Annotated in this window: 8 protein-coding genes; 4 read left to right on the forward strand and 4 right to left on the reverse strand. The window is 41.2% G+C overall.

Annotated elements, in window-relative coordinates:
- Positions 1–45: 45 nt before the first annotated feature.
- The 3 genes from J8L98_RS14165 to J8L98_RS14175 all read right to left on the reverse strand — a co-directional run bounded on the left by J8L98_RS14165 (position 46) and on the right by J8L98_RS14175 (position 6,753).
- Positions 46–1,461 (reverse strand): FAD-dependent oxidoreductase, encoded by a 1,416-nt coding sequence (locus J8L98_RS14165; RefSeq protein WP_192507905.1) that lies wholly within the window; start codon positions 1,459–1,461, stop codon positions 46–48.
- A gap of 8 nt (positions 1,462–1,469) precedes the next feature.
- Positions 1,470–5,930, reverse strand: coding sequence for a glutamate synthase large subunit (gene gltB, locus J8L98_RS14170; protein WP_210996930.1), 4,461 nt, complete (start codon positions 5,928–5,930; stop codon positions 1,470–1,472).
- A 475-nt stretch (positions 5,931–6,405) separates the two neighbouring features.
- On the reverse strand, positions 6,406–6,753 hold the full coding sequence (locus tag J8L98_RS14175) for a Grx4 family monothiol glutaredoxin (protein ID WP_192507907.1): 348 nt from the start codon (positions 6,751–6,753) through the stop codon (positions 6,406–6,408).
- A 237-nt stretch (positions 6,754–6,990) separates the two neighbouring features.
- On the opposite strand from J8L98_RS14175, the gene J8L98_RS14180 reads away from it, so the two are divergent.
- The 4 genes from J8L98_RS14180 to J8L98_RS14195 all read left to right on the forward strand — a co-directional run bounded on the left by J8L98_RS14180 (position 6,991) and on the right by J8L98_RS14195 (position 12,540).
- Entirely contained in the window at positions 6,991–7,572 is a 582-nt protein-coding gene (locus tag J8L98_RS14180) for a Fe-Mn family superoxide dismutase (RefSeq protein ID WP_192507908.1), read from the forward strand.
- Positions 7,573–7,775: 203 nt separating this feature from the next.
- A complete protein-coding gene (locus tag J8L98_RS14185; protein WP_210996931.1) occupies positions 7,776–9,698 on the forward strand; it encodes a PrkA family serine protein kinase in 1,923 nt (640 codons plus the stop codon).
- Positions 9,699–9,724: 26 nt separating this feature from the next.
- Positions 9,725–11,008 (forward strand): YeaH/YhbH family protein, encoded by a 1,284-nt coding sequence (locus J8L98_RS14190; RefSeq protein WP_192507910.1) that lies wholly within the window; start codon positions 9,725–9,727, stop codon positions 11,006–11,008.
- 20 nt (positions 11,009–11,028) lie between these two features.
- Positions 11,029–12,540 carry a SpoVR family protein gene (locus tag J8L98_RS14195; protein WP_192507911.1) on the forward strand — a complete coding sequence of 504 codons (1,512 nt, stop codon included), beginning with the start codon at positions 11,029–11,031 and terminating at the stop codon, positions 12,538–12,540.
- A 105-nt stretch (positions 12,541–12,645) separates the two neighbouring features.
- Here the strand turns inward: J8L98_RS14195 and J8L98_RS14200 are convergent, their stop codons facing one another.
- On the reverse strand, positions 12,646–13,617 hold the full coding sequence (locus J8L98_RS14200; RefSeq protein WP_192507912.1) for a diguanylate cyclase: 972 nt from the start codon (positions 13,615–13,617) through the stop codon (positions 12,646–12,648).
- Positions 13,618–13,619: the final 2 nt, after the last annotated feature.

A 13,619-nucleotide genomic window follows, 5' to 3' on the forward strand; every position in this document is an offset into this window, starting at 1 on the left:
AATAAGGCCCAATTAAGGGCCTTATTGTCTCCAGGGTAGTACAAACTAAACTTCTAAATAATCTAAAATACCTTCCGCTGCGTTGCGCCCTTCAAAAATTGCAGTCACAACGAGATCTGAGCCTCTCACAGCGTCCCCTCCTGCAAATATTTTTGGGTTGCTAGTTTGGTGGGTATAAGCGCCTTGTTCCGGTGCTTCTATGCCGCCCCAGCTATTAATTTGCACATCATACTGTGATAACCAGTCTAAGCTATGTGGTTTAAATCCAAATGCAACCAACACAGCATCAGCATCTAACACATGTTCAGAGCCTTCCACTTCCTGAGCCCGGCGACGGCCATTTTCATCCGCATCACCTAGCTGCGTTTTAATCATTTTCACACCAGCCACATTGCCGTTACTGTCTAATACTATCCCTTTTGGCTGAACATTAAATTGAAACTCAATACCTTCTTCTTTGGCATTTTTTACTTCACGTCGAGAGCCTGGCATGTTCTCTTCATCTCGACGATAGGCACAGGTGACTTTTGTAGCCCCATGACGTACCGAGGTTCGTACACAATCCATCGCTGTATCTCCCCCTCCTAAAACCACTACTTTTTTGCCAGCCATATCAATATAAGGCTGCTTAGACTCGTCATAGCTCATAACACGATTGGTATTGCCTATTAAAAATGGCAAAGCATCATGAACACCCATCGCATCTTCATTCTCGAGACCACCGCGCATACTCTGATATGTCCCAACGCCTACAAATACCGCATCGTACTCACTAAGGAGATCATCCATGGTAATATCAGTGCCAATCTCGGTATTTAATCTAAACTCAACGCCCATTTCTGTGAAAATTTCTCGGCGTTTCTCCATGACGGACTTTTCAAGCTTAAAAGATGGGATCCCAAAAGTTAGCAATCCTCCTATTTCAGGATTTCTATCAAACACCACCGGTTTAACGCCATTACGCACAAGTATATCTGCACAGCCTAACCCTGCAGGACCAGCGCCAATAACAGCAACTTTTTTGTCTGTCCACACAACATACGACATGTCTGGTTTCCAGCCTTGTGCAAATGCCGTGTCTGTAATGTATTTCTCAATATTACCGATAGTCACAGCACCAAATTCTTCATTGAGTGTGCATGCGCCCTCACACAAGCGATCTTGCGGACACACTCGGCCACATACTTCCGGTAAACTATTTGTTCTATGAGACAATTCCGCCGCTTCAATTATCCTGCCGGTACGAATTAACTTTAGCCATTGTGGAATATAATTGTGTACTGGGCACTTCCACTCGCAATACGGGTTACCACAATCTAAGCAACGGTCCGATTGAGAGTTAACTTGATTTGTTGAGAATGGTTCATAAATTTCAACAAATGATTGCTTTCGAGTAGAAATTGGTTTTTTTCTCGGGTCTACTCGTTGTACGTCAATAAACTGATACACATTTTCGCTCATACTTCCCCCTATTGAGCCTGAACACGAAGTTCAGCACTGCTGCGTGCTCTATGACCAAGTAAGCTATTAACATCACTAGATTTAGGCTTAATCAACTTAAACATTGGTAAGTACAATTCAAAGTTAGCTAAGATTTGCTCAGCTCTTGAAGAGCACGTTAAGTCTAAGTGTTCAGCAATCATGCCGCGCAAATGCTCTTGATGAGAGACTAAGTTTTGTAAACTAACAACTTCCACCAATTCAGGGTTGATACGCTTAGTAAAGTCATCACTTTCATCTAAAATGTATGCAAAACCTCCGGTCATACCCGCGCCAAAATTAACGCCGACTTGCCCCAGAACACATACCACACCGCCAGTCATATATTCACACCCGTTATCTCCTAATCCTTCTACAACGGCATGGACACCCGAGTTTCTAACTGCAAAGCGCTCGCCAGCTCTGCCGGCAGCATATAATTTCCCTCCCGTTGCACCGTACAAGCAAGTATTACCTATAATTGTGGCTTGATGACTTGCGAAGCTTGACCCCATAGGTGGGCGCACAACTAATTTCCCACCAGCCATTCCCTTGCCAACATAATCATTTGCGTCGCCAACAAGAGTTAACTCAAGGCCACCCGCATTCCAAACCCCAAATGACTGACCCGCAGTGCCATGAAGCTCAACTGCAACTGGATCAGCTGCCATGCCTTGGTTTCCGTGAATACTGGCAATATAGCCAGACAACATCGCACCGACAGAACGGTCAGTATTGGCAATCCGATTCACTAACGAAATACCGCTTTTAGTAATAATTGCTTGCTTTGCTTTGTCTAACAACAGTTCATTCAACTTACCCTGATAATGTGAAATATTCGGGGCTGAACAATACAGTGTTTCATTTGTTGGATTATTAGGTTTCGCTAACAAGTCAGATAAGTCCAACTTACTCTGCTTCGCTGTTTTGCCTTCGATCATATCCAATAAATCTGTTCGGCCTATCAGATCAACCAGTCTGGTAACTCCCAGCTGAGCCATGATCTCCCTCGCTTCTTGCGCGATAAATTTAAAGTAGTTCATCGCCATTTCAGGTAAACCATGATAGTGCTTTTGTCGTAATGTATCGTCTTGTGTTGCTACACCTGTCGCACAATTATTCAAATGGCAAATTCTCAAGTACTTACACCCAAGCGCAACCATCGGACCGGTGCCAAAGCCAAAGCTTTCTGCACCCAAAATTGCTGCTTTTATAATATCAAGGCCCGTCTTTAGACCACCATCTGTTTGTAACCGAATACGATGACGTAAGCCATTTTCGACCAATGCCTGCTGTGTCTCTGCTAATCCAAGCTCCCAAGGACTGCCTGCATATTTGACAGAAGTGAGTGGGCTAGCGCCTGTCCCGCCATCATAGCCCGCAATCGTGATTAAATCGGCATAAGCCTTTGCCACACCTGTTGCAATTGTACCAACACCTGGTTCCGATACCAATTTCACTGAAATCATCGCATTAGGGTTAACTTGTTTTAAATCAAAAATCAGTTGGGCTAAATCTTCAATTGAATAGATATCATGATGCGGTGGTGGAGAAATCAACGTCACTCCAGGTACCGAGTATCTTAACTTAGCGATATAGGGGGTAACTTTTTCCCCTGGGAGCTGTCCACCTTCACCAGGTTTTGCCCCTTGCGCAACCTTTATTTGAATCACATCAGCGCTTTGTAAATAGTGAGGTGTTACACCAAAGCGTCCAGACGCAACTTGCTTGATACGCGAGTTCTTTTCAGTGCCAAAGCGTAATTTGTCTTCCCCACCCTCACCTGAGTTCGAACATCCACCCAAACGGTTCATTGCAATTGCCAAAGCTTCATGAGCTTCAGGAGAAAGTGCACCAATGCTCATTGCCGCAGAATCAAACCGCTTATAAAGTTCTGTGGCAGGTTCTACATCCTCAATTGAGACTGACTGTTGTGCCATATTAAGCGCTAACATATCTCGTAGATTGGTAACTGGTCGATTATTTACTAAATTCGCATATACTTGATAGTCAGTATAATTTCCCGAGCGTACAGCAACTTGTAACGTACTCACGACATCTGGGTTATAGGCATGGTACTCTTCACCATGAACAAACTTTAATAAGCCACCATGATTCAATAACTTACGTTTACTGTATGCCAATTTGTGCAGCTTTGTTTGGTCTGATTCAAATTCATCGAAGCACGCACCTTGAATTCGGCTCGCAACCCCTTTAAAACACAGTTCAACGAGTTCATTAGACAATCCAACCGCTTCAAATAACATAGAACAACGATATGAAGCGATGGTACTAATGCCCATTTTTGACATTATCTTGTATAACCCTTTATTTATCGCTGTACGATACGATATCGTGACTTCCCGATAACTTTTCTTAATGACTTTATCGTCACACATTGCAACTAAAGATTCATAAGCTAAATAAGGGTAAACTGCTGTAGCGCCAAAACCAAGTAACACCGCAAAATGGTGTGGATCTCGCGCACTGCCCGTTTCCACAATGACGTTAGCATCACATCGCAAATTAGTATTGACCAACCTTTGCTGTACTGCGCCCACAGCCATTGCCGCTGGTACTGGCAAGGTATCTTTCGTTGTGTTCCTATCACTCAAAATAACCATCACACACCCTGACTTAGCACTTTTTTGTGCCTCATCACAGATCCGCTTAACTGCGTTTTTCAAGCCTTCTTCAGGCGCATAGTTTAAATCAATACAGCAAGCGCTATAATGTGCATCATCAGCTTCTTTAAGCTGCTGCATATCTGAATAAGTTAATATTGGTGAGTCAAATTGGAGACGTTTGGCATGACCTGTTGTCTCGTTAAATACATTTTGTTCTCGACCAATACAGGTGGCCAACGACATAACGTGATTTTCACGTAATGGGTCTATCGGTGGGTTTGTAACTTGGGCAAACTTTTGTCTGAAATAGTCATATAATGCACGAGTTCCTTCGGAAAGAACCGCAAATGGGGTATCATCTCCCATAGAACCGGTTGCTTCTTGACCATTATCACCCATCACGCGCAAAACCTGATCTAGCTCTTCATTACTATAACCAAACAATTTCTGATACGTTTGTAACGTCACCTTATCAAAACTGCGCTGACCCGTATCCTGCTGCTCGTCAAGCTGTTCAAACGGGGTCAAACGTTTTACATTTTGCTCTAACCACGCTTTATAAGGGTGGCGTGCTTTAAGGTCTTGATCGATTTCATCCGACTGCCAAATTTTGCCATGTAGTGTATCAATAACCAACAATTCACCCGGCCCGACCCGACCTTTCTCAACGACTTCATCTGCAGCATAATCCCAAATACCGACTTCTGAAGCGAGCGTAATAAAACCATCTTGTGTAATAACATAACGCGCTGGGCGTAAACCATTTCGATCTAAGTTACAGGCTGCAAAACGACCATCCGACATCACAATACCGGCTGGTCCATCCCAAGGCTCCATATGCATCGAGTTAAAGTCATAAAACGCGCGCAAATCTTCATCCATTGCCCTATTTTTCTGCCATGCAGGAGGTACCAACATCCTCATCGCTCTAAATAAGTCCATTCCACCGGCTAAAAATAGCTCAAGCATATTGTCTAAACTGGATGAATCGGAACCCACTTCATTGACAAAAGGAGCCGCATTTTGGAGGTCTGGCAATAAAGGAGATGAGAATTTATATGCGCGCGCGCGCGCCCACTGCCGATTACCTGTAATAGTATTGATCTCACCATTGTGCGCCAAATAACGAAATGGTTGCGCAAGCGGCCAACGTGGTTGTGTGTTTGTTGAAAAACGTTGATGAAAAACACAAATCGCGCTGGTCATGCGCATATCAGCCAAATCTAAGTAGAAATTTGGTAAATCGACCGGCATCATCAAGCCTTTGTAAACCGTCACTAAACCCGACAAGCTTGAAATATAAAACTGCTTATCTGCTTCTAGTCGTTTTTCAATGCGACGCCGCGCAATATATAAACGTCGTTCAAGATCTTTTGGACGCCACCCTTCAGGTGCGCTCACAAAAACTTGTTCAAATATTGGTAACTGTTGTTGAGCAATCGGACCCAACATAGAAGGATCTGTTGGCACTATTCGCCAACCAACTAAGGTTAATGTTTCTTTTTCTAGCTCTTCATTAATAACGTCTTTAGCGCGCGTTGCTAAAGTTTTATCTGGGTTTAAAAACATCATGCCTACGGCATAGTTTTTACCCAAGCGCCAATCATTTTCTGCTGCTATGGCACGGAAAAAGCTATCTGGCTTTTGTAGTAATAAACCACAACCGTCACCGGTTTTCCCATCAGAGGCTATCCCACCTCTATGCTGCATACGATCCAACCCTGTGATCGCTGTTCTAATGAGTTTATGGCTTGCTTGACCGCTTGTGTGCGCTATCAAACCAAAGCCGCAATTGTCTTTTTCTAGTGCTGAGTCATATAACATGGACTCCTCCCCTTGCTACCCCTGCCAGTGGATTAAACTGCTGACGGTTATTACTGGCCGATATTCAAAATTAGCGGGGATTTAAAACTGAGTCAATACATTTATGAATACATATTCACGAACATGAATATTTCTCATTGGTAAGACAAGTTAACCAAAATGTAAAAAAACCTTTAAAATCGACTTTAAAGAATAAAAAACCAACATGACACCAGTGTCATTATGACAAAAAAGTAAATTAAAAATATAGAACAATACAGTTTACGTAAACGTAAGCACACTAGCTTGTGAATATATATTCACCCAATCATAACTGTGATAGATAATTAATAGAAAATATGAATATTATGCAGATAAGAATATGTGATTGCTTGGTATAACATACAACACTCAATAAATACGCTTCATTCGTGCCAATGTTAAAAATAAAAAAACCGAGCTCATGGCTCGGTTTTTTCTGTACAAACACTCTTGGTTATTCAGCAGTGTCTGCTTCTGGTGTTTTATATTTTGCCGCTGTTTCTTGGATAAGAGGTTGCAACTCCCCACGCTGGAACATTTCAATAATAATGTCACAACCACCAATTAGCTCACCTTCGACCCATAACTGCGGGAAAGTCGGCCAATTTGCATAGTGCGGTAACTCAGCACGAATGTCTGGGTTAAGAAGAATATCAACATAAGCAAATTGCTCACCGCATCCCATAAGTGCTTGTGAAGCTTGTGATGAAAAACCACAATTTGGTAACTTCGGTGATCCCTTCATATATAGAAGGATTGGATTTTCTGAAATTTGCTCTTTAATTTTATCAATGGTTTCCATCTTTAACCTCAAAAATGACGATAGCTTAAACCTTACCGATGCGCAATTGTATAAAAATACATCGACTGGGCTAGATTCCTAAATAAGTATAAGGCAACGCCATTGCTGTTTGCCAAAACTTGAGTAAAATACTCAGGAATTATAGTATCACTATAAAGCCAACTCGTATAGAAAAGTGCACTCAACTGCGCTATGTTTCGTATCGATTTTGGCATTTAATAACAATTGGAGATTAAAATGGCATTTGAACTACCGTCACTACCTTATGCAATTGATGCACTTGAGCCACACATTTCAAAAGAAACACTTGAGTTTCACCATGGCAAACACCACAACACCTATGTTGTTAAACTAAATGGTCTTGTTGAAGGCACTGAACTGGCAACTAAATCATTAGAAGAAGTTGTATGCAATTCAGAAGGCGGCGTATTTAATAACGCAGCACAGATCTGGAACCACACGTTCTATTGGAACAGCCTTGCACCAAATGCAGGTGGAGAACCTTCAGGTAATGTAGCTGAGTTAATCAATGCAAAATGGGGCTCATTTGCAGATTTTCAGGCTGCGTTTAATGATAAAGCTGTTAACAACTTCGGCTCAAGCTGGACTTGGTTAGTGCAATTAGCTGATGGTTCACTTGATATTGTTAACACATCAAACGCTGCTACACCGTTAACTGAAGCAGGTGTTACACCAATTTTAACCGTGGACCTTTGGGAACACGCTTACTACATCGACTTCCGTAACGTACGCCCTGATTACCTTAAAGGTTTTTGGGCACTCGTAAACTGGGAATTTGCAAACGCAAACCTCGCATAATTCTTTGCAATAAAATCTGTTTATTTTTTTGCAATAAAGAGGCGCATAAGCGCCTTTTTTCATTTGCGAATACCATTATGTTATTCCATTAAATGTTTGGAATTTTTAGGCAAATTCTAATTTTCACGTCTAGACTTAAAAGTAACCTTTCCCATTGAAGATTAAATAGCTTTCCTTATTTAAGCAGGTTATTGGAGGTCGTTATGACGATATTTGAACACTACCAATCCAGATATGAAGCAGCTCAAGAAGAAGAATACAGTATCGCTGAATTCCTAGAGATCTGTAAGAACGACAAATCAGCCTATGCCAGTGCCCCAGAACGCCTATTAATGGCCATTGGTGAACCTGAAATGATTGACACCTCAAACGATGCTAGACTCAGTCGACTTTTCTCTAATCGAGTCATCGCTCGCTATCCAGCATTCAATGAGTTTTATGGCATGGAAGATGCCATCGAGCAAATTGTTGCGTACCTAAAGCATGCGGCTCAAGGCCTTGAAGAATGTAAACAAGTTCTATACTTGCTTGGCCCTGTTGGCGGCGGTAAATCTTCGATAGCTGAAAAGTTAAAGTATTTAATGCAACAGGTGCCAATTTACGCTATCAAAGACTCACCGGTTAACGACCACCCGCTATCACTCTTTAACCCAGTTGAGGATGCTGAGCTCCTCGCGAAAGAATACGGCATCAAACCTCGGTATTTAAAGACCGTTATGTCTCCTTGGGCAACTAAACGTTTGCATGAATTCAACGGGGATATTAGCCAATTCAAAGTAGTGAAACGCTATCCGTCCATACTCGATCAGGTTGCTATTGCTAAAACAGAACCTGGTGATGAAAACAACCAAGACATTTCAGCTCTCGTAGGTAAAGTGGATATCCGTAAATTAGAGCACTTTGCACAAAATGACCCTGATGCATATGCCTATTCTGGCTCCCTATGCTTGGCAAACCAAGGTTTGATGGAATTCGTAGAAATGTTTAAAGCGCCCATTAAGGTGCTACACCCACTTCTTACCGCAACTCAAGAAGGCAACTACAACGGCACGGAAGGTATTTCTGCTTTACCATTCAATGGCATGATTTTAGCGCATTCCAATGAGTCTGAATGGCAAACATTTAAGAATAATAAAAACAATGAAGCATTCTTAGATCGTGTTTACATTGTCAAAGTGCCTTACTGCTTACGGGTATCGGAAGAAGTGAAGATCTACGATAAGCTCATTGAAAACAGTGAACTAGCCTCTGCGCCATGCGCGCCAGGTACACTCGAAACATTAGCAAAATTTGTTTCTTTATCACGTGTAAAAGAGCCGGAAAACTCAAGTATCTATTCGAAGATGCGAGTGTACGACGGTGAAAGCCTCAAAGATACTGACCCTAAAGCAAAGTCTTATCAAGAATATAGAGACTATGCAGGTGTCGATGAAGGCATGAATGGGCTATCGACTCGCTTCGCATTTAAAATATTATCTCGTGTATTTAACTTTGATCATGCTGAAGTTGCTGCAAATCCAGTTCACCTATTTTATGTACTTGAACAACAAATTGAACGTGAACAATTTAACGCCGAAATTCAAGAACGTTATTTAAGTCACTTAAAAGGTTATCTAATACCACAGTATGTTGAATTTATTGGTAAAGAACTACAAACTGCCTATTTAGAGTCATATTCTGAGTACGGCCAGAATATTTTCGACCGCTATGTCACTTATGCCGATTTTTGGATTCAAGATCAAGAGTATAGAGACCCAGATACAGGCCAGCTGTTCGACCGCTCGGCATTAAACGCTGAGCTGGAAAAAATAGAAAAGCCAGCGGGTATTTCAAATCCGAAAGATTTCCGAAATGAAATTGTTAATTTCGTCTTAAGAGCACGAGCACATCATAATGGCAGTAATCCAGTTTGGACCAGTTATGAAAAACTGCGCACCGTAATCGAAAAGAAAATGTTTTCCAATACTGAAGATTTGTTACCCGTTATTTCATTTAATGCAAAAACCTCTGCTGAAGATCAAAAGAAACACGAAGATTTCGTCAATCGCATGGTAGAAAAAGGGTATACCCAAAAGCAAGTTAGACTACTCTCTGAATGGTATCTAAGAGTGAGAAAGTCACAATAAGATTAATTCGACTGAGAGGGTGATTTATGGCGCATTTTATAGACCGTCGCCTGAACGGGAAAAATAAAAGCACGCTTAACCGGCAACGTTTTATTAGGCGTTATAAGAAACAGATAAAAGAAGCTGTTTCAGATGCAATTAATAAGAGAAGCGTGACCGATGTGAGTAGCGGTGAAAGTATTTCAATTCCGCAAAAAGATATGAGTGAACCCGCTTTTCACCAAGGTAAAGGGGGGGATCGAGAAATGATCCACCCTGGTAATGACCAATTTACAACGGGCGACAAAATACAACGTCCCCCGTCGGGTCAAGGTGGAGGTGCTGGTGAAGGAGAAGCAAGTGACCAAGGCGAAGGTCAAGACGACTTCGTATTCTCGATATCGAAAGATGAATACCTTGATTTATTATTTGAAGACTTAGAGCTTCCTAATTTACAGCAAAGTCAGTTAGACAAGCTTGTACAAATGAAAACCCATCGGGCTGGGTTTTGTAATGATGGCATGCCAAGCAATTTAGATATTGTGCGTTCTTTACAAGGCTCACTCGCAAGACGAGTGGCTATGTCGGCAGGTAAACGCCGCAGGCTCAAAGAGGCTGAAACTGAATTGGCAGATTTGCTGAATGAGCCAGTGCCGCCACAACATCAAATATCCAAATTAGAATTAGAAATTGACGATTTAAAACGGAAAATCGCCGCAGTACCTTTTATAGATAATTATGATTTGCGTTTTAGAAATTATGAGAAAAAACCGCATCCAACAAGTAAAGCCGTGATGTTTTGTTTAATGGATGTATCTGGTTCTATGGATCAAGGTACTAAAGATATGGCAAAACGTTTTTATATTTTGTTGTATCAATTTTTAACCCGTACATATAAAGATATCGAAGTTGTTTATATTCGCCATCATACACAAGCAAAAGAAGTCGACGAGCAAGAGTTCTTTTACTCTCAGGAAACGGGTGGAACCATTGTATCTAGTGCACTCAAGTTGATGGACGAAATCGTAAAAGATCGCTATTCGCAAGGTGATTGGAACATATATGCGGCACAAGCATCCGATGGTGACAATTGGGCTGATGACTCACCCCACTGCACCGATATTATGACCAATCACTTACTTAAAACGGTGCGCTATTATGCCTATATAGAAATTACGACCCGAGCACACCAAAGTTTATGGCGAGAGTATCAAGCAATTGAAAATTCTTTTGATAATTTTGCAATGCAACATATTAAAAGCGTTGAAGATATTTACCCCATATTCAGAGAACTATTTAAAAAGAATCGTCAACAACAAGGCGCTGCTTAGCCTTTATAGGAGGGAACTATATGAGTTATAACCCTATGAATGACGGACCTGATTGGACATTCGAGATGTTAGCGGAGTATCAGGCCGAAATAGCGCGAGTTGCAGAACACTATCGATTGGACACATACCCTAACCAAATTGAGGTGATCACTGCTGAACAGATGATGGATGCGTATTCAAGCGTTGGCATGCCCATTGGCTATAGCCATTGGTCGTATGGCAAAAAATTTATTCAAACTGAGCAAAATTATAAACGCGGCCAAATGGGCTTGGCGTATGAAATAGTGATTAATTCAGACCCGTGTATTGCCTATCTTATGGAAGAGAATACCTTACCAATGCAAGCACTGGTTATGGCACATGCTTGTTATGGGCACAACTCGTTTTTCAAAGGAAACTATCTATTCAAAACCTGGACTGATGCGCCTTCTATCATCGACTACTTATTATTTGCCAAAAATTACATTGCAGAATGCGAACAAAAATATGGCATTGACGAGGTTGAAAACTTACTCGACTCATGTCACGCATTGATGAATTACGGGGTAGATCGATATAAAAGACCGCAACAAATCTCTCTGTACGAAGAGCAAAAAAGACAAAAAGAACGGGAAGATTATCTACAATCGCAAGTCAATGAACTTTGGCGCACAATTCCGGTTAACGCACATGAAGAAAAAGTGAAGCGGATCCGCTTTCCTAGTGAGCCTCAAGAAAACATACTGTATTTTATTGAGAAAAATGCGCCTCTACTTGAGTCATGGCAACGAGAAGTCATTCGAATTGTTCGCAAAGTGTCTCAGTACTTTTACCCGCAACGTCAAACTCAAGTCATGAATGAGGGGTGGGCTACTTTTTGGCATTACACCATTCTTAACCACTTGTATGATGAAGGAAAAGTCAGTGATGCATTTATGCTCGAGTTTTTGCAAAGTCATACGAATGTTGTTTATCAGCCTCCCTATAATAGCAAGTTCTATTCAGGCATTAATCCATACGCGCTAGGGTTTAACATGATGGTGGATATTCGTCGTATTTGTGAAAACCCAACAGATGAAGACAAACAATGGTTTCCTGAATTCGCGGGAAAAGATTGGTTAGACACACTGCACTTTGCCATGGAAAACTTCAAAGACGAAAGTTTTGTCAGCCAGTTTTTATCTCCCAAGCTCATTCGTGATTTTAAACTATTTACAATTGTTGACCAACAAAAGTCACCGCATTTAGAAGTTGGCGCCATTCATAATGATGAAGGCTATCAGTATGTGCGCTCTTCATTATCTGCTCAATATAATTTAAGTAATCACGAACCCAACATACAGGTTTACGATGTAGATGTTAGAGGCGATAGATCTCTAACATTGCGATATGTACCACAAAATGACATACCTCTAGCAGAGTCAAAAAAAGAGGTTCTGAAGCATTTGTATCGGCTGTGGGGGTTTTCAGTGAAGCTAGAGCAACTAGATGCTGACGGAACAAAAACGGTTATTGGTCAATGCCCGATTGAAAATAAAGAAGCATCGGCTTAAACATTAAAGTAGCTGCTCAGTCCTTGTATGCGTTAAACACCAATAAAAAAGCCCTCTTGATAGGGCTTTTTTATTGGTCTCAATATATTGTCAAAAAAACGATGGTTACTTTTTCATCTCAATGCTGTATCCAGTCACCTTATTTCTACCTGTTTCTTTTGAATGGTATAAAGCGGTATCTGCCGCTTCAATCCACTCTTCATGTTTTTTAAAGTCACTGGTATAGGTTGCAAACCCGACACTCACGGTAATTTGTATTTGTTTGTTATCATAAAAAATAGATGACTTTTCTATTAAACTTCTTAAGCGCTCCGCAAATATTTGCGCACCTTCAACATCTGTATCCACTAAAGTGACCACAAACTCCTCACCACCATAACGTCCTGCCGTGTCAGTTTCTCTTAAGGTTTTTTTCAATAGATCAGAAATATGTCGTATGGCTTCATCTCCACCACTATGACCATAGGCATCATTTACGCGCTTAAAGTAATCGATATCAAACATCAACAAGCTACAAATGCCTTGGCTACGTTGCAACCGCTTAAACTCTTTCCGTAATGTTGATTCCCAATACCCGCGATTTGCCAGTGTGGTCAAGCTATCAGTGCGACTCATTTGTTCAAGCTTATGATTTGCTTGTTCCAGTTCTAGCTTGTTCATTGCTTCATCGGTAACATCATAAATAATGATACAAATATGGCCTACCTCGCCTGTGATCGTACTCAAAGGAATAATTGTTGAGCTTTGATACATATGATCAGCTTTTCCTGTGATCGGGCGGTAATTTTTAAATTTAAATATATACGGCTGTTGTTCCCAAATAGTAAAAGAGCGATTTTTTAATACAAATACCGACTCTGTTTTACTTCTAAACCACTGCTCATCAATACTCGGAAACAAATCAAAGATATCTTTGTCTTTTACAGCGCTTGGCAACAACCCAGAATGGTTTTCCATAAACCCATTCCAAATACACACTTTGTAGTCTCTATCTAATACGACTAAACCAACATCAACCGTATTAAACATATCCATTAACCAATGGATTTCATTCATGTCAAAATCAGCAGCAGGCATAG

The organism is Pseudoalteromonas sp. MMG013 (assembly GCF_018100885.1).
Lineage (GTDB): Bacteria > Pseudomonadota > Gammaproteobacteria > Enterobacterales > Alteromonadaceae > Pseudoalteromonas > Pseudoalteromonas aurantia.

What these genes read in the sequence shown, in the direction of transcription:
- J8L98_RS14190 (WP_192507910.1), top strand. Translation starts at nt 9,725, where the DNA reads ATGGCGCATTTTATAGACCGTCGCCTGAACGGGAAAAATAAAAGCACG.
- J8L98_RS14195 (WP_192507911.1), top strand. Translation starts at nt 11,029, where the DNA reads ATGAGTTATAACCCTATGAATGACGGACCTGATTGGACATTCGAGATG.
- J8L98_RS14175 (WP_192507907.1), bottom strand. Translation starts at nt 6,753, where the DNA reads ATGGAAACCATTGATAAAATTAAAGAGCAAATTTCAGAAAATCCAATC.
- J8L98_RS14165 (WP_192507905.1), bottom strand. Translation starts at nt 1,461, where the DNA reads ATGAGCGAAAATGTGTATCAGTTTATTGACGTACAACGAGTAGACCCG.
- J8L98_RS14185 (WP_210996931.1), top strand. Translation starts at nt 7,776, where the DNA reads ATGACGATATTTGAACACTACCAATCCAGATATGAAGCAGCTCAAGAA.
- J8L98_RS14200 (WP_192507912.1), bottom strand. Translation starts at nt 13,617, where the DNA reads ATGCCTGCTGCTGATTTTGACATGAATGAAATCCATTGGTTAATGGAT.
- gltB (WP_210996930.1), bottom strand. Translation starts at nt 5,930, where the DNA reads ATGTTATATGACTCAGCACTAGAAAAAGACAATTGCGGCTTTGGTTTG.
- J8L98_RS14180 (WP_192507908.1), top strand. Translation starts at nt 6,991, where the DNA reads ATGGCATTTGAACTACCGTCACTACCTTATGCAATTGATGCACTTGAG.